Here is a 23833-nt window from a genome sequence, read left to right as displayed (position 1 = left end):
GGGATATCGGCGTGAAACAGCAATATCCGGACCACTAGGCTGAGGCCCCATGATCGACCTCCGATTCCTGCGGGACAACCCCGACGCGGTCCGCGCCTCGCAGCGCGCCCGTGGCGAAGACCCCGCCCTCGTCGACGCCCTGCTCGAAGCCGACGCGGCCCGCCGCGCGGCGGTGGCCACCGCCGACAACCTGCGCGCCGAGCACAAGGCGATGGGCAAGCTGGTCGGCAAGGCGAGCAAAGACGAGCGGTCCGCGCTACTCGCGCAGGCGCAGGAGATGTCGGTCAAGGTCAAGGAGGCCGAGGTCGCGCAGCACGCCGCCGACGCCGACATGGACGCCGCGCACCGCGCCATCTCGAACGTGGTGCAGGACGGCGCGCCCGCCGGTGGCGAGGCCGACTACGTCGTGCTGGAAACCATCGGCACGCCACCGCGATTCGACTTCGAGCCGAAGGACCACCTCGAGCTCGGTGAGTCGCTCGGCCTGATCGACATGGAACGCGGCGCGAAGGTCTCCGGCGCCCGCTTCTACTTCATGACCGGCTACGGCGCGCTGCTGCAGCTCGGCCTGCTGCAGCTCGCGGCGCAGCAGGCCGTGGCAAACGGCTTCACCATGATGATCCCGCCGGTGCTTGTTCGCCCGGAGATCATGGCGGGCACCGGCTTCCTCGGCCAGCATGCCTCGGAGGTCTACCGCCTCGCCGAGGAGGACCTCTACCTGGTCGGCACCTCGGAGGTGCCGCTGGCCGGTTACCACTCGGACGAGATCCTCGACCTGAGCAATGGCCCGAAGCGGTACGCGGGCTGGTCGTCGTGCTTCCGGCGCGAGGCGGGCAGCTACGGCAAGGACACCAGGGGCATCATCAGGGTGCACCAGTTCGACAAGGTCGAGATGTTCGTCTTCACCACGCCCGACCAGGCCGACGCCGAGCACCAGCGCCTGCTCGGCTGGGAGCGGGACATGCTCGCCGCCGTCGAGGTCCCTTACCGGGTCATCGATGTCGCCGCCGGCGATCTCGGCAGCTCGGCCGCGCGCAAGTTCGACTGCGAGGCCTGGGTACCGACCCAGCAGACCTACCGGGAACTCACCTCGACCTCGAATTGCACCACCTTCCAAGCCCGTCGCCTTTCCGTGCGCTACCGCGACGAGAACGGAAAGCCCCAGATCGCAGCCACTTTGAACGGCACGCTCGCGACTACCCGCTGGATCGTGGCGATCCTGGAGAACAACCAGCAGGCCGACGGTTCGGTCCGGGTGCCCGCCGCGCTGGTTCCGTTCGTCGGTACCGAGGTGCTGGAACCGCCGAAGTAGGCGGTGGGCGGACATCGGTCCGTCCGAAGTGCCCGCGATTCGCCTCTGGACAGACCGCGCTCGCGCAAACGAATGTCGAGTATGGGCACCCGTGGCCAAGTCGCGTTGGCTACCCGAATGTTTCGCGAAGATGAATAGCTGTCGGTTCGCCATGCCGGATTCACGGGATGTGGCAACCGCTGGGATTCGTTGTGTCTAGGCTATTCCCCGTGCGAGGAATCGGGGCGCGCGGCGATACCCGAACCCGGGTGCGGGCGGCATCGGCGCTGGCGACAGCTATGGTCATGGCTCGGACCACCGGGGCGTTCTACGTCATGGGTGGTGTGCTCGGTCTGCTGATTACCGCGATCGCCCCGGGCGACGAGGGTAGTCGGCCGCTGGTTGGTGCGGCTGCGGCGATTGCGCTGACGCTTGGGCTCACCCTGCTCGCGTGGGGTCCGCGCCTGCCGCATTCGGTGCATCACGTCTACGTCGCCATCGCGACGGTGCTGGTGACGATCGCGGTCTATGCCTTCCCGAACACCGTCGGCGCCATCAGCCTCGCCGCCTTCTACGTGTTCGTCGCCTGTGATGCCGCGCTGTTCTTCGCGTGGACGCAGGCCGCCGCGCACATCGCCTTCGCCATGGTGTTGTGCCTGTGGGTATTGCCCGCGCGGCCGGTGCATCCCGGGCTGCCGTGGTGGTCCGGGTTGATCCCGGCCGGGGTGACCTTCGGCGTCGGCGTGGTCGTCGGAATCCTGACCAGGATGGCCTCGGAAGCCGATATCGACGTGCTGACCGGGCTTTTGAACCGGCGTGGCTTCGATCGCGCGCTCAACTCCGCGATCGAGCAGGCCACCCGCACCGGCCAGGGACTTGCGCTTGTCCTTGTCGACCTCGACCGATTCCAGAAGATCAACGACCACCTCGGCCACCGCGCCGGCGACGCCGTGCTGCAGCGCGTCGCCGACACCTGGTCGAAACTGCTTGCGCCGGACCAGCGCCTGGCCCGCTACGGCGGTGACGCGTTCGCGATGCTGCTGCCGAACACCACCGAGCAGGCCGCCATTCTGCTCACCGAGCAATTGCGCGCGGCGGTGACCACCGGCTGTTCGGCGGGCGTGACCTCGTGGCAGCCAGGCGAATCCGGTTCGCTGCTGGTGAGCCGCGCCGACGTCGGCCTGTACCGGGCCAAGCAGGCGGGACGCAACCGGACGGTGCTCGAGTCGTCGCGCCAGCTGCCGCTTGCGGTGGAGTTGCGCGAGGCCATCGACCGCGGCCTGCTCGACGTGCACTACCAGCCGATCGTCAGCCTCAGCGAGGGCGGCGGCAAGGCGGTCGGCGTCGAGGCGCTGCTGCGCTGGTCGTCGAGCGCGCAGCCGGACGTCACCACCGAGGGACTGATCCGGGTCGCCGAGGAATACGACCTCATCTCCGACCTGGACGAGCTGGTGTTGCGCAGGGCCTGCGCCGACGCGGCTCGGCTGCAGGACACCTTCGCCCAACTCGATCTGACACTCAACGTCAACGTCAGCGGCTTGGAACTGGCCGAGGCGGGCTATGCCGACCGAGTCGCGAGCATCCTCGCCACCACCGGCTGGCCCGCCGAACAGCTGGTGCTCGAGGTGACCGAGAGCGAGCTGGCCGCCGAATCGCACACCGCCATCGCGAATCTGCACACGCTGCGCAACCGAGGCGTGCGCATCGCCATCGACGACTTCGGCACCGGCTACTCCTCGCTCAGCAGGCTGGCCACGCTGCCGAGCGACATCCTCAAGGTCGACCAGTCCTTCGTCGCCGCCATCCGCTCCGACTCCCCGGCGCCGCCGCTGCTCGGCGTGATCGCCGCACTGAGCAGCGCACTCGATCTCCAGGTGATCGCCGAGGGCGTGGAGACCGAATACCAGGCCGCGGTGCTCACCGAACTCGGTTTCGCCCTCGCCCAGGGCTACCACTACAGCGACTCGCACCCGGTCGCCGACCTGATCAGCGACCTCAACGAGAACCACGGCAGGGTCGGTCCCGGTGCGGCGGACCGGGAGCTCGACGAGGGCGGCTCGCGGGCCGCCGCCAACGGCTGGCTGCCACTCGGATAAACGGTTGACGCGGCAAGCTTCGGCTGCGCATGCTGATTCACATGCGCTTGCTCGTCTACGTCTGTTGATCTGTCCGAGGGGTGCTCACCCGGCTGACGGGTAGCGCCACTGTTCGTTCGTGCCCGGCGATGTCGCGCCGGCGGCTGAGTCCTGCGGTGCCGTCACTGACGATCCGCGCGGTGCTGTTCAAGGGTGTCGGCGACCTCATTCCGCTGTACGCGCTGTACGCCCTGCTGTTCGCCGAGCACGGGCTGAGCACCGGGCAGATCTCCTCGCTGTTCGCGATCTGGTCGACCACCTCGTTCCTGCTCGAAGTGCCGTCCGGCGCCTGGGCGGACACGGTTTCCCGGCGTGCGCTCCTCGTCCTCAGCGGTGTCCTGCTGACGGCCGGATTCACCCTGTGGACCGTCGTCCCGACCTACCTGGGCTTCGCCCTCGGATTCGTACTGTGGGGCGCGGCAGGCGCTTTGATGTCCGGCACCTTCGAAGCCCTCCTGTACGACGACCTGGCCGCCCGCGGTGCGCAGACCTCCTACGCCCGCATCCTCGGCTACACCCGAGCGGCCTCGGAAACCGCCGTCGTCGTCGGCATCGTCGCCGCCACCCCGCTGTACCTCTGGGGTGGCTACGCGCTGATCGGTTGGTCCAGTGTCGGTTTCGCCGCATTGCACACGGTGATCGCGATGTCGCTGCCAAGCGCGCCGAAGGTGGTGTCCGCTGCGGCTATCGATGAGCTGGAAGACGAAGTGGATCAAGGGTATTCACTGGGTGGCCGCGAACCTGTCGGGGCGAGTCACTCGGTAGGCCGCTATGGTCTGCCGGGCGCGCTGGTCGGAACGGGACCGTTCGCGCGCTACCTCAGCATGCTGAAAATCGGTGTTGGGGAAGCGATTCGGATGCGGACGGTGCGCAACGGTGTGCTGCTTGGCGCACTGCTGTTCGGGGTCACCGCATTCGACGAGTACTTCGCGCTGCTCGCCGAGTCGGTCGGCGTGGCAACGGCGGTGGTGCCGCTGCTCGTCGGGTTGACCGTGCTCGGTTCTCTGGTCGGCGCACTATTGGCCGGGCGCACCGAGGGCATGTCGGGGCGCACCATGGCGATCGCCGTCGGCCTCGGCGGCATCCTGTTCCTCGGCGGCGCGCTGATCGCCGGACTGGCCGAGCACCAACCGAATGCCGTGTATGTCCTTACCGGACTTGGCTTTACGGCGATCGGCCTCTCCTACGGCATCGTCTACAACGCCGGTATCGTCGCCGGAGCCCGTCTCCAGGACACGATCGAAGGGTCGGCCCGAGCGACCGTGACCTCGGTATCCGGCCTCCTCGGCGAGGTCGTCGCCCTGGCGGTATTCGCCTTCGCCGCCCTCGCCACCACCTGGTGGTCCATGTCGACCACCCTCGCCATCCTCGGCGCCACCATCCTGCCCATCGCCCTGCTGACCCCGTCCTGGCTCCCGCCTAGTCGAGCGGGACGCCGATGAGATGGCCTGCGGTGAGCAGGAATTGGTCGGTGGAGCGGTCGATCAGGGCGGCCCGGGTGACCGGGAGGGTGCCAGCAAGCCAGCTGTTGGTGGTCTCCCAGAGGCCGCCGAGGAGGTGGGTTGCGGCGAATTCGGCTTGGTCACCGGCCTTTTCGACCACGTCGGCGCCGACCTCGCCCGCGCACACGGCCACCATGATGCCCGCGAACGACCGCATCACCTCGGCCCTTCGCATGAGTAGCGCCGGGTTCAGTTGCGCCTCAACGGTGGCGATGCGCGCCTTGCGTGGGTCGTCGGCGATCAGGTCGATCGCCGCGGCGATGGCCGCCCTGGTTTTGGCGCGGATGTCGGTGGGCGTGGTGACGAACGCGGCGACCACCGCCTGCCCGATCTCGTCGACGATCCGGTCGAACAACTCGCTGAACACCGCGTCGAGATCGCTGAAGCTCTCGTAGTAGTACCGCTCCGACAGCCGCGCCTGCGCGCACAACCCGGAAACGGTCAGCTTGGCGAAACCCGAGGTGCCGATGATTTCCTGCGCGGCGTCGAGCAGCGCCGCCCGCCGCCGCGCTCTGCGCTGTTCGATCGGCACGCCGCCGTAGGACCGCGAAGTGGTAGCCACCCGAGTCATTCTGGCATGCATCCTTGCCAGATATCCGATTGTGTGGGACGGTCTTGTCAGAATGCTCGACCGCGAACCTCGATCCGACGGGTGAAGTGCAATGGCGCATGACAACCAGAAACTGCCAACTCCGCAGCTGTTCACGGAGTTTCCGTTCAAGTACGCCGTGCCTGTCATGGCGCCCGGCGACCTGAGCTGCACCGCCGCCCAGCGCGATTCGTTCCGCCGCTTCACCGCGGTCGGCGATCCGCTCGCGGACGCCATGGTCGCGATGTTCAAGCGGCTGCCCGTCGGCGAGGGACGTCGAATGTTCGAGATCGCGCTCGAAAACGGCATCGACGCAGTGCCGGACGCCCCCGCCGAGCTGGCCGCGTTCTTCGAGCAGGTCGAAGCCGATCCGTACTGGCTCGACCGGGAGAAGATCGATCGCGGCGCCCGCGTCGTCGGCCGCACCAGCGTCTGGGGCGGCATCGCGATGGGCATGTTCGCACTGATGGGCGGCTACCTGGCCTCGCGCGCGGACAAGACCCTCGTCGGCACCGGCGATCTCGACGCGATGGCACCGCGCCGCCTCGCCGAAACCACCCAGTGGTGGCTCGACGTGACCACTCCCGGTGCCCTGCGACGCAATGCGGTCGGCTACAAGAGCGTGCTGCGCGTGCGGTTGATGCACGCGCTGGTGCGGGCGGGCATGAACCGGCGGCCCGACTGGGACTACGAGGCGTGGGACCATCCGGTCAACCAGGTGCTCACCGTCGGCACCCTCGGCCTGTTCTCCATGGCGAATCTCGTTGGCGCGCAAGCACTCGGCCTGCAGTTCTCGGCCAAGGAGAAGGACGCGGTATTCCAGCTCTGGCGCTACATCGGGTTCCTGCTCGGCATCGACGCGGAGATCCTGCCGACCTGTGAGAACGACACCTGGCGCGCCTTCTGGATCCTCGCCGACACCGAATTCATCCCCGACGCCGACTCACAGCGCCTGGCCCAAGCCCTGATCCCCGCGGCGGGCGGCCTGTTCGTCGACAACACCACCGCGTCGCGGCGCGCGCTGCGCCGCGTGGTCACCAGCTACCTGGTCGCCTACAGCCGAATCATCCTTGGGTCCAGCAACGCCGATTTCCTCGGCCTCCCCGACAGCAGATTCTTCCAGGGCGCCGTCATGGCCACCGCCGTCGTCAACGGCGCGCTCGAGGTACCCCGCCGAATCCTGCCCGGTGCCACTCGCTTCCAGGAGAACCTCGGCGCCCGCGTCCGCACCCGCCTGGTCCGCGGTTCCATCGCCCGCAACGGCGGCGACCGCACCTACAACCGCCACGACAGCTACGCCACCCGCCCCGCCCTCCGCGCGGGCTGACCCTCATGATGAGGGTCCGGTGGAGCTTCCCGCTCGCACCCCGACATTCGGGGCCGTGTCTCAGCTCAGCTTGCGTGAGCGCAGTTCGTGGCCCTTCGACGTCTTGCAACGCCCCGATTCCAGGTCCCACTGCCAGCCGTGCAGATTGCAGGTGAGCGTGTTGCCTTCCACCACACCGAATTTCGACAGATCCGCCTTCAAATGCGGGCAGCGGCGCTGTACTTCCCAGCCGTCCAATTCCGTCGAGGCGGAATCGTCGTGCGCCTCGGAGAACCAGCCGTCGGCGTAGGCGATGCGTTCGTCGGTGAGGCATTTGAAGAAGGTGTAGAGGAATTCGTTGTAACCGCCGATCCGCCACGCCTGGAAGCGGGTGGACAGGAAGATGGTGTTCACCCAGTCGGGTTCGTTGTCCCGCAGCACGGTGCGCACCAGTTCGGGGGCGATGCGAAAACCGTAGCGGTACTTGCCTTCTCCCTCGATGGCCGCGCGCACCAGGCGCTTGGGGAAGTCGAGCACCACGGTCTCGTCGCCGATTACCAAACCGACCGGGTAGCCGATGCCGTCGCAGATCAGGTCGCTCTGCGCCATGATCGGCTCGAACAGCGCACGCAACGGTTCCAGCAACGGTCCGTCACCCGTTGCCCAGGAAGCCTTTTCGGCCTCGAGCACCGGCGCGAGGCGCTGCGCCATCAGCTCGATGTACTCGGCCTTGTTGTCGTAGATCAGTCCTGGCTCGAACGGGTGGGTCAACTCCAGCTCGGCACCGCGCACGTCGGCGACGGATCCGGGGATCATCAGGATCCCGCCCTCGTTGCCGTGGATCCGCATCTGGTCCAGGAACACCATCTGGTCCGGGAAGATATTGCCCTCGTCGCCGCGATCGTCGTTGAGGTAGCGCAGTTCGTCGTCGAGGAACACCGGCGGCCCGGCCGACGGCACCACCCAGGTGGCCCCGACCTGCTCGATGTAGCTGCGGCAGCGGTCCATGCCGCGCTGGCGCTTCTGCTTACCGAAGTTCGACTTGGTCCGGCTCGGGATGTCGTAGACCATCGGGTACCAGATCGCGCCCGAGTACTGCAGCAGATGGATGTCGATCGTGCCGAACGAGTCGTGCAGCACGTCCATGTCGACCGGGCGGGCGTCGTTCATGTTGAAGCAGGTCGTCTCGCCGTCGGAGACGACGAGGCCGGAGTCGCCGATCGGCCCGTCGGCGGGCGCGCGCAACGCGATGATCATGATGTCGAGCTCGGCGCCATGACCGCTGATCGTGTGCTTGACCGAGTCCTCGGTCTCGAAGAACTTGTGGAAGCCGAGCTGCTCCAGCTCCCGCTTCAGATCCGGCACCGGGTAGTCCGGCAGCAGCACCGTCGCGTCCTTGTTGACGTGCTTGGCCAGGTTCTCCGCGTCGAAGTGGTCGCGGTGCAGATGCGAGACGTAGAGGAAATCGCAGTTGCCGAGCTCGTCCCAGTCCAGCTGGGTGTTGTCGGGAAACGGGAACCACGAACCGAAGTACGCGGGGTTGACCCAGGGGTCGCAAAGGATCGACCCCGCCGCGGTGCGGATGTGGAATCCGGCGTGTCCGACGCTGGTGATCTGCACGAGCTGCTCCTCCTACCGTTACCAGCCATCCAGGGTAGTGGCTGGGTGGAACTGCCGGCGCTCGCGGTGCCCCTCGATGGTGCTGCCGCGCCGTCCTGCTCGGCTTGCGAGCGCCGCCCAGTGACCGGCGTTGTGCTCTCGGCCGGATCCGCCACGAGCGCGGCTAGGGGGAGACGTCGCCGATGCAGTAGCCCTGTGCCCCGGCGGCCAGGGTGAAGGTGCGAGTCTTGGTCGCCCCCGCAGAGCTGGTGACCGGAACATCGACGGTCAGGTAGTCCCCGCGTAGCGGCTCGGAGTGGATCTCCTGGTCGGCGAACTTGGTGGCGCCGGTCAGCTTTCCCGGGTTGTCGGCCAGTGGCGCGGCGATCGCCTTGCCGGTGCCGCTGGGATCCCAGGTCGCCGGGGACGCCTTGCAGACCAGCGGATAGGTGCCTTCTTTATCGGTCGCGTCGAGCGGAGTTCCGACGAACCTGGCCAGGTAGCGGCGCACCGTGTGTCTGGCGTCGGCGTCGTTGTACTCGATGTCGCCGCCCGCCGTGGCGACCCTTGGGCAGGCGTAGCCGGTGTCGAGGGCGGCGCGGTCGACGGCGACGGTGGTGGACCGGCTCTTCCAGGTGATGGTGTCCGGCGTCGCGGTGCCGGGCAGGGCGAGCGCGGCCAGGATCGGCTGATCGTCGGCGTACATCTCGGCCACGTTCCGTGGCGCGATGGTCCAGCACTTGGCCTGCATTTGCGCGACGGTGCTCGCCTTCAGATCCGTGATCCAACGCTGCACCGCGGCAGGCGGTTCGGCGACGGCACCGACCGAGGGGGCGGCGGCCGACGTAGTGGGCGGCGTCGTGGTCGCCTGCGTGGACGGGACCGCGGTCGCCGGTGTTCCGATCGAGGCCGTGGCCTCGACCGGCTCGTCGTTTGGAATACCGACCGCGGAATCACACCCCGCCAGCACGAAGGCCCCGGCGATCGCCAAGCCGCCGGCTAACACCCGCCCGCCACGTGCACCCGACCTGCGCTCGACTCGCCCTGCTGTCCCGCCGAGCGGTGTCCTCCGGTCGCGTCCAGGTGGATTCAAATGGGCGCTTTCCACTTCGACGATCCTCTTCTCTACAGCGTGCGACGGGCGATCGAACCGTCCAAGACCCGGTGCGACCCACAAAGCAGCGGCCCACTGCCGGATGAGACAGTCAGCGACTACGCTAGCGGAATTGTGGAACCCGTCTACCGGACGATCATCGGCCTTGCCCGTACCGTCTTCTTCGTCGAAGGCCTGAAGTTCACCGTCAAGGGCGCTGAACATATCCCCGCGCGGGGTGGTGCCGTGCTCGCGGTCAACCACACCGGGTACATGGACTTCACCTACGCGGGCCTGCCGGTGCGCACCCCCAAGCGCTACATCCGGTTCATGGCCAAAAAAGAGGTCTTCGACGACAAGATCTCCGGCCCGATCATGCGCGCGCTCAAGCACATTCCGGTCGACCGGGGTGCGGGCGCCGACTCCTACCAGGCCGCGGTCGAGTACCTGCGGCGTGGCGAGCTCGTCGGCGTGTACCCCGAGGCGACCATCAGCCGCAGCTTCGAGATCAAGGACCTCAAGTCCGGTGCCGCGCGGATGGCCATCGAATCGGACGTGCCGATCATCCCGATCGTCATCTGGGGCGCGCAGCGGGTGTGGACCAAGGGTTTTCCGAAGCGTCTCGGCCGCACCAACACGCCGATCTCCATCGCGGTCGGCGCACCCATCCCGCCGTCCGAGCCCGCGTCCGAGTTGACCGCGAAACTGCGCTCGACCATGCAGGAGATGCTGCTCGACCTGCAAAAGGACTACCCGCACGAGCAAGGCGCCTACTGGGTACCGGCCCGGCTCGGCGGCAGCGCTCCTACCCTGGAAGAGGCCGACGCGCTCGATGCCGCCGAGGCCGCGGATAAGGCCGCGCGGAAAAAGACGGCCTCGTAGTAGCGGAGATTCGGATGGCGCGGGAACCGGTTTACGACATTCTCACCGGCTTGGTCCGCACGGTGTTCTTCGTGCAGGGGCTGCGGATCGACATCGCCGACCAGCACCGGATCCCGAGTTCCGGCGGCGCGGTGCTTGCCGTGAACCACACCGCGTACCTGGATTTCATGGAGGTCGGGCTGGTCGGCCGCAAGTCAGGTCGCAATGTCAGGTACATGATGAAGGCCGAGCTCGAGCACGGCATCGTCGGCTTTCTGATGAAGCACTGCAAGGCAATTGGCGTTGACCGCACGGCGGGCGCCGAATCCTATAGTCGCGCGGTCCAATCGCTGCGCGACGGCGAACTCGTCGTGGTCTATCCCGAGGCGACCATCAGCCGCAGCTTCGAACTGAAGGAGTTCAAGTCCGGCGCCGCCCGGATGGCGATCGAAGCCGACGTCCCGATCATTCCCCTGGTCATTTGGGGTGCCCACCGGGTCTGGACCAAGGACATCCCGAAACAGCTCGGCCGCCACAACTTCCCGATCAACATCCGCGTCGGCGAACCCATCCCACCCGCCGAACCCGCGGAAACCCTCACCGCCACGCTGCACACCCACATGAGCGACCTGCTCACCCAGGCCCAACACGACTATCCCATGCAGCCCGGTGCGCGCTGGGTCCCCGCCCGCCTCGGCGGTACCGCCCCCACCCTCGCCGAAGCCGCCGTTCTGGAACAAGAAGAACTAGCGCGTCGCCGAGCCAAGTCCCAGCGCCCGAATCCCTGACCGAGCGGGACATAGCTGCGCCACCACCGAACAGCCTTCGGCCGTGCGTGGGATCGGCCCGAGTAGCTCCCGGCGCGGTGTGATCAGAGACGGTCCAGCGGGCGGCAGGGGGATGGCGTTGGGACGGCACCGCGCAGGAACGAGCTCGGCGGGACACCCATCAGGGTGCGGAAGTCGGCGGTCATGTGGGATTGGTCGAAGTACCCGTTGTCGGCGGCGAGTCGCGCGAGGGACGTAGTCGGCGCGTAATCGCAGGTGCCTTCGGGAATGTGCGCCGACGGCGTGCATCGCGCTTGCGCCACGATGCGGCGCACCCGATCGATACGCGCGAAGTGCTTGGGGGAGACGCCGATTCCGGCGGTGAACAGGTTGCGGAGTTGGCGTTCGCTGACGGCGAGGTCCCCTGCCAACGCACGCATGGAGCGGCCGTTCGGAGCCGCCGACAGTGCCGCGACGGCCGAGCTGAGCACATCACGGTGCGCGCGTCGTGTCGCGTTCTCGGAAATGCGTTGCGGCAGTGCACCTTCCAGGAAATCGAAGATCTCGTCGGCATTCAGTTCGATCAGTTCGCCTGCGAGATCGGCGGCGACGCCGGGCAGGTCGGCGAGGCGGATGACCCGATCGGTGAGCAGCGCCGCGGGCACGCCGAGCAGCGGACGGGCCGCGCCGTGCGCCAAGCGCAGCCGCAGGCACGACGCGGGCTTGTTCGGATGGGAGTAGAGCGCCTTGGTCTGCGGCCCGATGACGAGCGCTTCACGCGGCCCGGACTCCTGCGTGCGCAGCACGATCGTGGTCGCGGCCTGCGGGATGTGCGCGAAGGACTCGGCCAGGTCGCGCACCGTCGGAATGCGTCCGAGTTCGGTGAACCACGGCCGCAACGACTCGGGCGCGGGGACCGTCGTCTCGACGAGGTCGGCGGTCACGACGGGCGCCGTGCGCAGCATGGTGGTCACCGAATCCACTGTAAGCACTCGGCGCCGCGGCGGCTGTGCCGAAATCTCCTAGAGAACCCGGTGGTCCTGGCGGCAGCGTAGGCCTCATGATTCTGATCACCGGTGCCACGGGCACCATCGGCAGCGAAATCGTCCGGCAGTTGGTGGCGCGCGGCGAGCAGGTCCGTGCCGTCACCCGCGACCCGGCGCGGGCACAACTACCCGCAGGCGTCGAGGTGGTTCGCGGCGACTACCACGACCCGGCCTCGATCGAGGCGGCCACGAAGGGTGTCGATGCCGCGTTCATCGTCGGCATCCTCGGCCCCGAATACGTCGACGCCGACCGCACGCTGATCACCACCGCGCGCGACGCCGGCGTCCGTCGCATCGTGAAGCTCTCCGCCATCGGCACCGGCGAGGACGCAGTCGGCGGGATCGGCACCTGGCATCTGCCCGGCGAGCAGGCGGCCCGTGCGAGCGGCGCCGAATGGACCATCCTGCGCCCGAGCTCCTTCGCCTCGAACACGCTGAGCTGGGCTGACGCGATTCGCAACGGCCAGCCCGTGCCAAGCATGACCGGCAGCGGTCAGCAGGGCGTCGTCGATCCGCGCGACGTGTCCGCGGTCGCGGTGGCGGCCCTGCTCTCGTCCGACCACGCGGGCCAGATCTATACCCTCACCGGCCCGGAATTGCTGACCAGCGCGGACCAGGTTGCCGTGCTCGCCGAGGTGCTCGGCCAACCGCTGGAAGTCGTCGACGTACCGAACGAGGCCGCCCGCGAACACCTGCGCGCCGCCGGGCTGTCCGAGGCGTTCATCGACGGTGCCCTCGCAGGTCAGGAGTATGTCCGCAGCGGCGGTAACGCCATCGTCACCGACGATCTGCGCCGAGCCCTCGGCCGGGCACCGCGCACCTACGCCGAGTGGGCCGCCGACCATGTCGCGGCGTTCCGCGAGGTGTCGACCGCCTCTCGTGGCCGAGGAACTATCGCGTAGCGAGGCCACCTCGGCGCCGAATCACCGGCTGTGAATCGGCTGGCAATTGCGCGGGAGGTTGCCGAGAGTTCGGGTTCGGTCATTGTGGAGTGCTGTTGGGCGGCAGTAACTTTCGCTTGCTGATCAATGGCTCTACGAAAGGTCGAACTCATGATTCTGCTATCCCTCTTGGCCGCGACCGGTAGTGCCGCCGCAGCATGGGCCACGGGAAGTGCCGCGATGGGACTCGCCAATAGCGGCGTCCTGCAATAGCCCGAACCGCCGAACGGGACGGCACTCGTTGGTGCCGTCCCGTCGGTTTTCCCTCGACTACTGTGCCGTCGAACGGAAGGTCCGCAGCCGCAGGCTGTTGCTGACGACGAAGACCGAGGAGAACGCCATCGCGGCGCCCGCGAGCATCGGATTCAGCAGTCCGGCCATGGCCAGCGGGATGGCGGCGACGTTGTAGGCGAAGGCCCAGAACAGATTGCCCTTGATGGTGCCCAAGGTCCGGCGGGACAGGCGAATCGCGTCGACGGCGGCCCGCAGATCACCACGAACCAGGGTGAGATCGCTTGCCTCGATGGCGACGTCGGTGCCGGTGCCCATGGCCAAGCCGAGGTCGGCCTGAGCCAGCGCCGCGGCATCGTTGACCCCGTCGCCGACCATCGCGACGACCTTGCCCTCGGCCTGTAGCCGCTTGACGGTGTCGACCTTGTCCTGCGGCAGCACCTGCGCGATCACCTCATCGATGCCGACCTGTGCGGCGATCGCCGCCGCGGCGGCCGCATTGTCACCGGTCAGCATGATCGGCCTGAGACCGAGCGCACGCAGTTGCGAAATCGCCTGTGCGGAAGTCGGTTTCACCGCATCGGCGACGACGAGCACGCCGCGTGCCTTGCCATCCCAACCCACCGCCACCGCGGTTTTACCCTCGCCCTCGGCGGCCAGCATGGCCCGCTCCAGCTCGGCGTCCAAGTGCTGTGCCCAGTCCGCGAGCAGCCGGGCGCGCCCGACGATCACCGCGTGCCCGTCCACCACGCCCTGCACCCCGAGGCCCTCGATATTCTCGAAGCCCTCGACCGAGTGCAGCGCTGCGGCCTCCTTGGCCCCCTTGGCGATCGCCTGCGCGATCGGGTGCTCGGATGAATCCTCCAGTGCCCCGGCAAGTGCCAGCACCTGGCTGGTGTCTTCGCCTTCGGCCGCAACAACATCGAGCAAGGTCATCTTGCCGGTGGTGACGGTGCCCGTCTTGTCGAGCACCACGGTATCCACCCGCCTGGTCGATTCCAGCACCTGCGGCCCCTTGATCAGGATACCGAGCTGCGCACCGCGGCCGGTGCCGACCATCAGCGCCGTCGGCGTTGCCAGCCCGAGGGCGCAGGGGCAGGCGATGATCAGCACCGCGACGGCGGCGGTGAAGGCGGCCGCGACGGAACCGCCGGTGCCGAGCCAGAATCCGAGCGTCGCGACGGACAGCGCGATCACGATCGGCACGAAGATGCCGGAGACCCTGTCGGCCAGCCGCTGCGCCTGTGCCTTTCCGGTCTGCGCGTCCTCGACCAGCTTCGCCATCTGTGCCAGCTGAGTATCGGCGCCGATTCGGCTGGCGCGCACCACGATCCGCCCGCCGACGTTCACGGTGGCGCCGACCACCGCGTCCTCGGCCCCGACCTCCACCGGCACGGACTCACCGGTCAACATCGAGGCGTCGACCGCCGAGGAACCCTCGACCACCACGCCGTCGGTGGCGATCTTCTCACCGGGACGAACCACGAACCGATCACCAACGATCAACTGCTCCACGGGAATCCGCTGCTCAGCGCCCCCGCGCAGCACCGAAACCTCCTTGGCGCCGAGCTCGAGCAGCGCCCGCAACGCGGCACCGGCGCGCCGCTTGGCTCGTGCCTCGAAGAACCGTCCGGCCAGGATGAACGTGGTGACACCCGCCGCCGCCTCCAGGTAGATGCTGCCGGTGCCGTCCATCCGGGAGATGGTGAACTCGAACGGGTGCTTCATGCCAGGCATGCCCGCGGTGCCCCAGAACAGCGCGTACAACGACCAGCCGAGTGCCGCGAGGGTGCCCATCGACACCAGCGTGTCCATGGTCGCCGTGCCGTGGCGCAGGTTGGCCAGCGCCGCCCGGTGGAACGGCAGCGCGCCCCACACCACGACCGGCGCGGCCAGCGTCAGCGACAGCCACTGCCAGTTGGTGAACTGCAGCGCGGGGATCATCGCCATCGCGATGACCGGTACCGTCAGCACCAACGAGACCAGCAGCCTGGTACGCAACGCGGTGGTCGGATCAGACTCGGTGGCAACGGTTTCCGCGACTTTGGGCGTAGGCAGTGCCGCACTGTATCCCGCCTGCTCGACTGTGGCGATCAGCTCGTCCGGCGAGACGTCACCGGTGACATCGACCCGCGCCTTCTCGGTCGCGTAGTTCACCGTCGCGGTGACACCGTCGAGCTTGTTCAGCTTCTTCTCGATGCGATTGGCGCAGGACGCGCAGGTCATGCCGCCGATCACCAGTTCGACCTGCCCGATGCCTGGTGGTTGTGTCGTGGTGGTCATGGTGTGCTCCGTTCTGTGCGGCACGGTAGTGCAGATTCCGTCGTCGCGGTGGCTGCGCGACGGATCAGTGGTGCGCGACTATCAGTGGCTGTGCGCCGGTTCGGGAAGGGGCGCGCCGTGCCCGGCGTGTGTCGCGGGCTCGGCCGCTGCCGTGCCCTGGTCGACGGTCAGCGTGAATTCGGCGGTGCGGACCACTCCTTCGTGCTGGAAGTCGAGGAACAAGCGGTAGTCGCCCGCGCTGGGCGCGGTGACATAGAAGGTGATGCCTGGTCCGGCCGGGGTGACGCCGTCGCCGGGGTGGCCGTCCGGGTGTACGTGCAGGTAGGCGAGGTCGGCGGTGCGCAGCGCGACGAGGTGACCGTACGCCGCCAGGTAGGGCTGCAGGTCGGTGACCGGCTTACCGTCCCGGCTCACCGACAGCGTGACCTTCGATGCCTGGCCGGTGACGACGGTGCCGTCGAGGGTGACCGTGTAGCCGCCGACTGTGGTGGTGGTCGCCGCGGCGGGCAGCGGCTGCGGGTCATAGTTGCCCGCAACCCGCAGATCGGCGCCGAGGGTCAGGTTCGCACCACCCTCCGGTATGAAATCGGCGAACACTCGATAGTCGCCCGCGCGAGTGAGATCCAGTGGGACGCTCCAGGTTCCGTCGCCGCCGAGGACGGGGTGCACATGCTGGAAGGCGACCATGTCGCGCCGGACCACGATCAGGTGCAGGTCCTTGTCGTGGTTGGGCAGGTAGCGGGTGAGCGGTGTGCCGTCCTGGTTCAGGATGCGGAAGCGCAGTGGGACGTTCGGCGCCGCGGTGGTGAGCGCGGTGTCGAGCCGCAGGGTGTATCCGCTGTCGGTGGCCATCGTTGCTCCAGGTGCGTGGTCCGGACGGGCGGCGGGCGCGTCCTCATGAGCGGGTGATTCAGGGGCGGCGGGATCCGGGCCGATCGCGGCGCCGGTCGCAATGGCGATTCCGAAGACGGCGGCCAAGCCGAGGGCGAAGCCGGCGAACTTGGTGGATGTGTTCATCGGATGCCATCGATCCGGCCGATTCCGTCGCGCACCCGGTTGGCGCAGCCGCCGCAGGTCATCCCGGTAATGGTCACGGTGATCGCGGTGCTCATGATGTCTCTCCTTCTGCGGCGACGGCCTCCGCCGTGCCGATGAGACTTACCATACCCCCCTAGGGTACTGAGTCAAGATGTAGTTTTGCGGGATCGGAGTGCGCCTGGTCACAGCCGTGACCGCAGCGGGGCGCCATGCGGCACGAAAAAGGCCATCGCTCTGGGCATTAGGGCGATGGCCTGTGCTTTCGGCGAGCGCTAGGCGTGCAGGTGGCGGGCGGTGGGGGAGGATTCGGTGGCGGCCGGGTCGGGATGGGTGCCGAAGAGGCGGTCGGCGGTGCCGGAGGTGGTGACGGTGAACCAGTAGTGCTCGTTCTTGTAGTGGTGGTGGCGGTGGTTGCGCCAGACCGCGCGATAGAGCGAGCTCTTCGGCTTGTAGTCGGTGTGGATGAGGTAGTGGATCCATTCGTAGCCGAGGCCGAGCATCGTGATGGTGAGCAGGAAGGTCAGGCCGAGGCCCAGGCGTGGGAAAGCGAAGGCGGCCAGCGCGATCAGGGCGACGACCAGCACCGACAGTGTCCTGGTCGGGATGAAGATCAGCGGGATATCGCGCGGATCGACGTGGTGCTCACGGTGTTTGCGGGCCAGCTCGCTGTCGAGCGCGATCGGGCCGAGTTGCCTTGGTCGCCAATGCAATACGGTGACGTGCACGATCCATTCGAAGACCGGGAACACCGCGAGCATCGCCGCGGGCACCAGCGCGTCGGTCCATTGCCAGTCGCCGACCAGGATTCGGCCGATCAGCGCCGCGATCAGCGTGAGGCCGACGAGCCATGGCGAGGGATGGCGGCCGAACTCGCGGAATGCCGCGCCGAGCGTGCGTCCGCGGCGCACGGACCGTTCGTCGTCGCGCACCCGCGCGCGGGCGTTCGCCTCGACCGAATCTTGTTCGGCGGAAGGGGGTTTCGTCATGGTGTTTCCTAGGTGAAGCGTGCTCAGTGTCCGCTGAGGACCTCGAGCAGTGCGGTGGTCGCCGGTTCGAGCAGTGCCCGAGCGGTATCGGCGGCCTCTTGCGGCCGACCTGCCACAATGGCGGCGGCCAGTTCGCGGTAGGCCTCGGCATTGCCCACCTCGGCGGACATGATCGGGGCCAGCGCCGCGAGCGCCGGTTCGTAGGCGGCGCGCAGCATGTTGAACATCAGCCGGAACACGATCGAGTCGGCCGCGTCGACGACGTGATCCCAGAACTCCATCGCATGCCGCTGCCGCGCCACCGGATCCTGTTCCACGGCAAGCGCTTCCACGCTGTCCGTCAACGCGGCCTCGACCGTCGCGGAGTCCGTGGCGCCGAGCCGGACGGCGGCCAGCTCGGCCACCTTCGGCCCGTTGTGCAGCCGCGCCTCCAGAATGCTGCGCGCCACACCGGGATCCAACTCTCCGGCCCGCACAAGCAGCCGAGGCAAAACCTCCAGCCCCGCCCCCCGCCGATAATCCAGCACGGTCGTCGCGTCCCCCTGCCGCACCGCGACCAGTCCCGCCGCCGCCAGCCGCTGCAACGCCTCCCGCACCGCGGGTCGCGACACCCCCAACGCCTCCGCCAACTGCCGCTCACTGGGCAACGCGGTCCCCGGCGCCAACTCCCCACTCAGCACATCCGCCGCGATCTGCTCGAAAACATCCCCCGACACCGACCGCTTGACCACTGGTTGCAACGCCATACCCCCACTCTGCGCCCAAATAGGTCAGGAGGTCAAGTGGTCAGACCAATTCGCCACGTCCGTCGAACGGGACATGGCGGCGCGGCTATTCGCACTATCCCGCCGCCATGTCCCGTTCGCTGACCAGACGGGCGGGCCAGGTCCGCCATGGGAGCAGCAGTGAGCTGGCCAGTAGGGCGACGGCCGCGCAGCCGATCGCGAATCGGACGGTGGTGACAGTGGCCAAGGCGCCGCCGAGGGCGATGAACAGCGGCTGGCAGCCGCGGCCGCTGATGGACCAGGCGATGCCCACTCGCGACATGAACTCGTCGTCGGTGACGCGCATGCGGAATGTGGTGAATACCGGATTGAACACACCGGCGCAGAACAGCAGGGTGGTCTCCGCCGCGACAATGACCACCACTCCGACCAACCCCGGTCCGGCGAGCACTAGAAAGCCCATCCAGCAGGTGCGCAGCACACCGAAGCCGAGCAGGACGGTGCGTTCGCCGACGCGCGCGACAAGTCGGCTCGTCAGCAACGATCCGATGATCCCGCCGAGGCTGGGAATTCCGAGCGCCAGACCGTACTGCCACGGCGCGAGCTGGAGATCGCGCAGCATGAGAATCGCCAGCAGCGGGCTGGTGAGCCGGATCGCGCCGCCGAAGACCATGGCATTCCAGAACAGCGCGTGCAGTGTGCGATGTCGGAAGATGTAGGCCCACCCGGCGCGGATGTCGGCGATCCAGTGCTGCTCGACCTGCGCGACCGGTGGCGGTGGCTCTGGTCGCTGCAGCGAACGAATCCCCAACGCGGACAACAAGAAACTGACCGAATCGAGCAGCACGGTTGCGCCCGCCCCGAACACCCCGATCAGGATGCCGCCGACCGGAGCACCGAGACCGGAAACGGTCCAGAACGTCGTATCGAACCGGCTGTTCGCGGTGGTCAACATCGATCCCGGCACCAGTGCTTTGAGGTGTGCCCCGCTGGCGGCATTGAAGACCATCGTCCCGAGCACCTGGGCGGTGGCCACGACACACAGCTGCCCGTAACTGAGCACCCCGAACATCATCGCCGCCGGAACCGTCGCAAGGGCCGCGAAGCACAAGAGATCCGCACCGATCATCACCGGACGTTTGCGACGGAACTCGACAAAGGACCCGAGCGGCAGCGCGATGGCCGCACTGACCACCGCCGAGAGTGCCGCGAGCAGCGAAACCCGAAAGTCGGACGCCCCGAGCGCAATGATCGCGATCAACGGCAATGCGCCTGAGCCGAGCGAGCTTCCGAGCTGACTGATCGTGAACGCGCCCCACAATCGATGAAAGTCGTTGGGCAGCTTCGCTTCCGCCAGCACAGCGGACCGCGCGATCAAGGCTCAGCTCGGGTCGGAGCCGCGGATGGCGGACAACCAGAGGGCGGCCGCCGCGGCGACGCAGGTGGCGGCGAGGAAGGTGGTGAAGCCGCCACCGTCGATGTAGATCCACATGAGGGCGGCGAACGGTGCGGCAACGGTGGATTGGGCATCGAGGACCAGCCGTCGACGTAGCCGGGTCGCGGTGGCGGTGAGCGCGGCGGCATCCGGGTCGGGGCGGGACGGGTTGTCGACGAGTCGACCGGGCGGCTCGGTGGTGCTGATGCGGCCGGAGGGGTAGAGGCGGTGGCCCGCGAGGTGGATGGTGCGGTCGGTGAGATCGGCGCGAGTCTCGGTCAAGGTCAGCAGATCCGGGTCGAAATAGACCGGGAGCCAACGAGGTCGACCGGTGCCACTGATCTCGAGCCAAGAGCGGCTGACCAGCCGATGCTGCTGACGCATTCGGGAAACACTAACGGTGCGTACCGTTCCCGAGGGCCAGAACGCGAGAAGCCCCTGCGCGACAGCGATCCGGTACCCGGAGTACCCGATGATCCCCAGCGCCACCGCACCCAGCGCCGCCACCTGGTCCGAATCGCCGAACGGCGCCAAGGCGAGGCATATCGCCATGGCGCCGATCGTCACGCTGATCGGATAGGCCAGGTGCCGGCCCGATCCGAAACTCACTTCAGGAAGCCGACTTTGGTGTAGTCGGGCGAGGCGAGGCCGAATGCGCCCCAGTTGGCCAGGTTGTCCCGTACGGCGTAGGTGCCCGACGCCTGGTACAGCGGGATGGAATAGCCTTCTTCCCAGATCATCTGATCGCACTTGTTGGCCAGGTCGATGGCCTTCTGCGGATCCAGTTCCGCGATGGTCTGCTCGATCAGCGCGTTCAGCTCCGGCGATCCGATCCGTGCCTTGTTGCCCTGCAGATTGTTCGGGTCGTAGGCATAGGTCTGCGGCAGCGCGCCGAGCGGGAGAACGCTACCGTTCCAACTGAATTGGGCGATATCGAAGTTACCAGGATCGATGACATTCTTGAACAATCCACTGCCTGGCACCGTCTGGATATCCAGCTTGACGCCGACCTTCGCCAGATTCTGCTGCACGATCTGCGCGGTCTGCACCCACAGGTCCTGCTGATACATCACATCGCGGAGCTCGAGCTTGCGGCCATCCTTCTCGCGCACATCGCCATTGAGCTTCCAGCCGAGCTCGTCCAGCATCCGCGCGGCCGCGTCGGGGTCGTACGCGATCGGCGCCGCGTTGTCCTGGTAGCCCTTCTGACCCGCCACGAAGATGTGATTGTTGAGCGGCTTCGGGTTATCGACCACACCGTTCTGGGCGGCGTTGGCCAGACCCTGCCGGTCGATCGCCTTCGAGATCGCGACGCGCAGTTTGGCGTCATCGAGCAGTGCGCCGGGCGCGCCGTTGAAGGTCAGGTGCGACCAGCTCGGCTCGGGCGTGCGCCGAATGACGACATTCTTGGCATTGCGTGCGGCGGTGACGTTCTCGATGCCGGACATGTAGGAGTAGTCGAGTTCGTTGTTCTGCACCGCGGGCAGCGTCGCCGTGCTGTCGAGCACGCTGAAGGTGATCGAGTCGAGCCTCGGCGTCGCACCCCACCACTTCGGATTGCGGCCCAACGTGATTCGGTTCTGGCCGCGGTCTATCTGGGTGATGACGAACGGACCCGCGCTGACCGCGAGGCCATTGCGGTCGCGATCGTTGAACGCCTCGGGGGTCGCCGTGGTTTCCTTCGGGTACAGGAAGCCGAACTGGCCTTTCCATTCGGAATAGGGCTTGTTGAACGTGACGATCGCCTGCCGATCGTCCACCCCGCGTTCGACCTTCTCGACCCGTTCGAAACCGATGGTCGCGGAGACGAGGAACCGGTTGTCCCGGCCACTCAGCGCGGCCGCCTGGGAGCGAAGATCCTCCCAGGTGATCGGCGAGCCATCCGACCACACGGCCTTCGGATTGATCGTGTAGGTGATCTGCTGGGGGCTGGTATTCGTCAGCTGCACATCGGTGAAGTAGTCGTGATCGACGGTCAGCTCGCCCGCCGCGTCGCTGGTGAACGACGTTGGCATGGTCGGCGAGATAACGGACGAGGTGTCGGCGTCGCCGCCGTCGATGTGCAGATAGTTGAAGGTCTCCGGTAGTGCGGTCAGTGCCAGCCGCAGATTGCCGCCGTCGCGCAGTTCGCTCGGGTCTTTCGGGTTGATGTCGTTCGTGCTGCCGACGGTGCTCGTGCCCGGCGTCACGCCGCCGTTATCGGCGCAACCGGCCACGATCAGCCCGACGGCGACGCAGGGGATGGCGAACCGCGCACCCAGAGAGCGAATCCTCATTCGGGGACCTTCCTGTTCAGTGAACAATCGGAGACGTCTACTGCACGAAACCGATCTTGGTGTAGTCGTAGGAGGCGAGGCCGACGGCACCGTAATTGGCGAGATTGTCGCGCACGGCGATGGCTCCGGGCGACTGCGTGATGGGCAGCGAGAAGCCTTCCTCGAAGATCATCCGGTCGGCCTTGTTGGCCAGCTCGATCGCCTTTTGCGGGTCGAGTTCGGAAATGACCTGGTCGATCAGCGCGTTCAGTTCGGGTGTGCCGATCTTGCCCTTGTTGCTCTGCGGGTTCGCGGGGTCGTAGGCGTAGATCTGCGGCAGGGCGCCGAGTGGCAGGGTGCCGCCGGACCAGACGAATTGGACGATGTCGAAGTTGCCAGGATTGACGATATTGGTGAAAAGCCCGTTACCAGGGGCGGTTTCGATATCGAGCTTGACGCCGACCTTCGCCAGATTCTGCTGTGCGATCTGCGCGATCTGCACCCAGGTGTCCTGCTGGTACATCACGTCACGGATCTCGAGCTTGCGGCCGTCCTTCTCCCTGACGTCGCCGTTGAGCTTCCAGCCGAGCTCGTCCAGCATCCGCGCGGCCGCGTCGGGGTCATAGGCGACCGGGGCCGAGTTGTCCTGGTAGCCCTTCTGACCGGCGAGGTAGATGTGGTTGTTCAGTGGTTTGGGGTCCGTGACGACCCCGTTCTGGGACGCCGTGGCAATGCCCTGCCGGTCGATCGCCTTCGAGATCGCCACGCGCAGTTTCGGATCCGCGAGGATCGAGCCGGGCGCACCGTTGAAGGTGAAGTGCGAGTAGGTCTGGCCGGGAGCGCGCCGCACCTTGATGCCCGCTGAATTTGACGCGGTCTTCACCTCATCGATTCCGGCAACCGTTGCCGCGTCGAGTTCGTTGTTCTGCAGCGCGTTGATGCGGGCCGAATAGTCGAGCACGCTGTAGGTGACGGTGTCCAGCTTCGGCTTGTCGCCCCACCATTTCGGGTTGCGGCTCAACACGACTCGCTGCTGCGCCTTATCGACCGAGGTGACCATGAACGGACCGGAGGACACCGGAAGGGTGTTGCGGTCGACGTCGTTGAATGCCTGCGGCGACTCCATCGAAGCCTTCGGATACAACGGATTGAACAGACCCTGCCATTCCGCGTAATGCTGGCCGAAAGTGACGATCGCCTGCTTGTCGTCGACGCCGCGTTCGACCTTGTCGACCCGGCTGTAGCCCTGCGTCGCGCTCACCTGGAAGGCGTTATCGCGACCGCTCAGCGCGTTGGCCTGGGTCCGCAGATCTTCCCACGTGATGGGGGTGCCGTCGGACCAGACGGCCTTCGGGTTGATCGTGTAGGTGATCTGCTGCGGATTCGTGCTGGTGAGCCGCATATCGGTGAAGTAGTTGTGGTCGACGGCGATCTCGCCCGCCGCGTTCGTGGTGATGGTGCCAGGCAGCGTCCAGGAGGTCAGATCGCCGACCTCGCCGTTCGCGTCGATGTGCAGCGAGTTGAAGGTCGGCGGGAAGTTGGTGAGCGCGAGCCGCAGATTGCCGCCATCCTTGATCGCGCTCGCATCCTTCGGATTGATGTCGTTGATCGCGCCGATCGCGCTCGACGTCGTTTGCGGATCACCCGATGAACCACACCCGGCCACGATCAACGCCAACGCGACAGCCGGTGCGGCACACCGAATACCGATGGCGCGGACGGTACGGGCGCTGCCTGCGGTTGAGTTCAT

20 protein-coding genes are annotated in these 23833 nt (G+C 67.1%); 7 read left to right on the top strand and 13 right to left on the bottom strand.

The features are described 5' to 3' along the window. Positions 1 to 49 precede the first annotated feature (49 nt). The 3 genes from serS to OG203_RS24585 all read left to right on the top strand — a co-directional run bounded on the left by serS (position 50) and on the right by OG203_RS24585 (position 4868). Entirely contained in the window at positions 50 to 1312 is a 1263-nt protein-coding gene (gene serS / locus OG203_RS24595) for a serine--tRNA ligase (protein ID WP_405159631.1), read from the top strand. Positions 1313 to 1521: 209 nt separating this feature from the next. Then, a complete protein-coding gene (locus tag OG203_RS24590; protein WP_405159630.1) occupies positions 1522 to 3387 on the top strand; it encodes a putative bifunctional diguanylate cyclase/phosphodiesterase in 1866 nt (621 codons plus the stop codon). Between the two features lie 155 nt (positions 3388 to 3542). Beyond that, positions 3543 to 4868 carry an MFS transporter gene (locus OG203_RS24585; RefSeq protein WP_405159629.1) on the top strand — a complete coding sequence of 442 codons (1326 nt, stop codon included), beginning with the start codon at positions 3543 to 3545 and terminating at the stop codon, positions 4866 to 4868. Here the strand turns inward: OG203_RS24585 and OG203_RS24580 are convergent. Beyond that, positions 4846 to 5490, bottom strand: coding sequence for a TetR/AcrR family transcriptional regulator (locus tag OG203_RS24580; protein ID WP_405159628.1), 645 nt, complete (start codon positions 5488 to 5490; stop codon positions 4846 to 4848). The genes OG203_RS24585 and OG203_RS24580 overlap by 23 nt on opposite strands. Positions 5491 to 5590: 100 nt before the next feature. Between OG203_RS24580 and OG203_RS24575 the strand changes: the two genes are divergently transcribed. After that, positions 5591 to 6844, top strand: coding sequence for an oxygenase MpaB family protein (locus OG203_RS24575; protein ID WP_405159627.1), 1254 nt, complete (start codon positions 5591 to 5593; stop codon positions 6842 to 6844). Between the two features lie 60 nt (positions 6845 to 6904). On the opposite strand, the gene OG203_RS24570 is transcribed toward OG203_RS24575, so the two are convergent. After that, positions 6905 to 8443: a Rieske 2Fe-2S domain-containing protein gene (locus tag OG203_RS24570; protein ID WP_405159626.1), complete on the bottom strand. Its 1539-nt coding sequence runs from the start codon at positions 8441 to 8443 to the stop codon at positions 6905 to 6907. A gap of 163 nt (positions 8444 to 8606) precedes the next feature. Beyond that, positions 8607 to 9428 carry a hypothetical protein gene (locus OG203_RS24565; protein ID WP_405159625.1) on the bottom strand — a complete coding sequence of 274 codons (822 nt, stop codon included), beginning with the start codon at positions 9426 to 9428 and terminating at the stop codon, positions 8607 to 8609. A gap of 222 nt (positions 9429 to 9650) precedes the next feature. On the opposite strand from OG203_RS24565, the gene OG203_RS24560 reads away from it, so the two are divergent. Together OG203_RS24560 and OG203_RS24555 are read left to right on the top strand one after the other, a co-directional pair. Beyond that, entirely contained in the window at positions 9651 to 10397 is a 747-nt protein-coding gene (locus OG203_RS24560) for a lysophospholipid acyltransferase family protein (RefSeq protein WP_405159624.1), read from the top strand. Between the two features lie 14 nt (positions 10398 to 10411). Continuing rightward, positions 10412 to 11164 (top strand): lysophospholipid acyltransferase family protein, encoded by a 753-nt coding sequence (locus OG203_RS24555; protein WP_405159623.1) that lies wholly within the window; start codon positions 10412 to 10414, stop codon positions 11162 to 11164. An 83-nt stretch (positions 11165 to 11247) separates the two neighbouring features. On the opposite strand, the gene OG203_RS24550 is transcribed toward OG203_RS24555, so the two are convergent. Next, positions 11248 to 12117, bottom strand: coding sequence for a helix-turn-helix domain-containing protein (locus tag OG203_RS24550; protein WP_405159622.1), 870 nt, complete (start codon positions 12115 to 12117; stop codon positions 11248 to 11250). Between the two features lie 86 nt (positions 12118 to 12203). On the opposite strand from OG203_RS24550, the gene OG203_RS24545 reads away from it, so the two are divergent. Then, entirely contained in the window at positions 12204 to 13091 is an 888-nt protein-coding gene (locus tag OG203_RS24545; RefSeq protein WP_405159621.1) for an SDR family oxidoreductase, read from the top strand. Between the two features lie 309 nt (positions 13092 to 13400). Here OG203_RS24545 and OG203_RS24540 read toward each other — a convergent pair whose 3' ends face one another. The 9 genes from OG203_RS24540 to OG203_RS24500 form a co-directional block, all read right to left on the bottom strand. Then, the gene (locus tag OG203_RS24540) at positions 13401 to 15644 is read right to left on the bottom strand and encodes a heavy metal translocating P-type ATPase (RefSeq protein ID WP_405159620.1); all 2244 of its coding nucleotides are present in this window, start codon (positions 15642 to 15644) and stop codon (positions 13401 to 13403) included. A gap of 81 nt (positions 15645 to 15725) precedes the next feature. Beyond that, positions 15726 to 16661 carry a hypothetical protein gene (locus tag OG203_RS24535; RefSeq protein ID WP_405159619.1) on the bottom strand — a complete coding sequence of 312 codons (936 nt, stop codon included), beginning with the start codon at positions 16659 to 16661 and terminating at the stop codon, positions 15726 to 15728. Beyond that, on the bottom strand, positions 16658 to 16756 hold the full coding sequence (locus OG203_RS24530; protein ID WP_405159618.1) for a heavy-metal-associated domain-containing protein: 99 nt from the start codon (positions 16754 to 16756) through the stop codon (positions 16658 to 16660). Before OG203_RS24530 ends, OG203_RS24535 begins: the two co-directional genes overlap by 4 nt. Positions 16757 to 16954: 198 nt before the next feature. Further along, a complete protein-coding gene (locus OG203_RS24525) occupies positions 16955 to 17668 on the bottom strand; it encodes a sterol desaturase family protein (protein WP_405159617.1) in 714 nt (237 codons plus the stop codon). Between the two features lie 23 nt (positions 17669 to 17691). Continuing rightward, positions 17692 to 18414, bottom strand: coding sequence for a FadR/GntR family transcriptional regulator (locus tag OG203_RS24520; protein WP_405159616.1), 723 nt, complete (start codon positions 18412 to 18414; stop codon positions 17692 to 17694). Between the two features lie 94 nt (positions 18415 to 18508). Then, positions 18509 to 19753, bottom strand: a complete 1245-nt coding sequence (locus tag OG203_RS24515; protein ID WP_405159615.1) for an MFS transporter — start codon at positions 19751 to 19753, stop codon at positions 18509 to 18511. Positions 19754 to 19774: 21 nt separating this feature from the next. Beyond that, complete coding sequence (locus OG203_RS24510; RefSeq protein WP_405159614.1) at positions 19775 to 20437, bottom strand: hypothetical protein; 663 nt, start codon at positions 20435 to 20437, stop codon at positions 19775 to 19777. Continuing rightward, positions 20434 to 22104: an ABC transporter family substrate-binding protein gene (locus OG203_RS24505; RefSeq protein ID WP_405159613.1), complete on the bottom strand. Its 1671-nt coding sequence runs from the start codon at positions 22102 to 22104 to the stop codon at positions 20434 to 20436. Before OG203_RS24505 ends, OG203_RS24510 begins: the two co-directional genes overlap by 4 nt. Positions 22105 to 22141: 37 nt before the next feature. Continuing rightward, positions 22142 to 23833, bottom strand: a complete 1692-nt coding sequence (locus OG203_RS24500) for an ABC transporter family substrate-binding protein (RefSeq protein ID WP_405159612.1) — start codon at positions 23831 to 23833, stop codon at positions 22142 to 22144.

The sequence above is a fragment of the Nocardia sp. NBC_01499 genome, assembly GCF_045040275.1.
Classification (GTDB): Bacteria; Actinomycetota; Actinomycetes; order Mycobacteriales; family Mycobacteriaceae; genus Nocardia.
This window is presented reverse-complemented; position numbering and strand designations above follow the sequence as displayed.

Excerpts from the sequence above, each read along its gene's own strand:
- OG203_RS24525 (WP_405159617.1), bottom strand. The coding sequence starts at position 17,668 with ATGACGAAACCCCCTTCCGCCGAACAAGATTCGGTCGAGGCGAACGCC.
- OG203_RS24500 (WP_405159612.1), bottom strand. The coding sequence starts at position 23,833 with ATGAACTCAACCGCAGGCAGCGCCCGTACCGTCCGCGCCATCGGTATT.
- OG203_RS24505 (WP_405159613.1), bottom strand. The coding sequence starts at position 22,104 with ATGAGGATTCGCTCTCTGGGTGCGCGGTTCGCCATCCCCTGCGTCGCC.
- OG203_RS24555 (WP_405159623.1), top strand. The coding sequence starts at position 10,412 with ATGGCGCGGGAACCGGTTTACGACATTCTCACCGGCTTGGTCCGCACG.
- OG203_RS24540 (WP_405159620.1), bottom strand. The coding sequence starts at position 15,644 with ATGACCACCACGACACAACCACCAGGCATCGGGCAGGTCGAACTGGTG.
- OG203_RS24545 (WP_405159621.1), top strand. The coding sequence starts at position 12,204 with ATGATTCTGATCACCGGTGCCACGGGCACCATCGGCAGCGAAATCGTC.
- serS (WP_405159631.1), top strand. The coding sequence starts at position 50 with ATGATCGACCTCCGATTCCTGCGGGACAACCCCGACGCGGTCCGCGCC.
- OG203_RS24530 (WP_405159618.1), bottom strand. The coding sequence starts at position 16,756 with ATGAGCACCGCGATCACCGTGACCATTACCGGGATGACCTGCGGCGGC.
- OG203_RS24575 (WP_405159627.1), top strand. The coding sequence starts at position 5,591 with ATGGCGCATGACAACCAGAAACTGCCAACTCCGCAGCTGTTCACGGAG.
- OG203_RS24520 (WP_405159616.1), bottom strand. The coding sequence starts at position 18,414 with ATGGCGTTGCAACCAGTGGTCAAGCGGTCGGTGTCGGGGGATGTTTTC.
- OG203_RS24535 (WP_405159619.1), bottom strand. The coding sequence starts at position 16,661 with ATGAACACATCCACCAAGTTCGCCGGCTTCGCCCTCGGCTTGGCCGCC.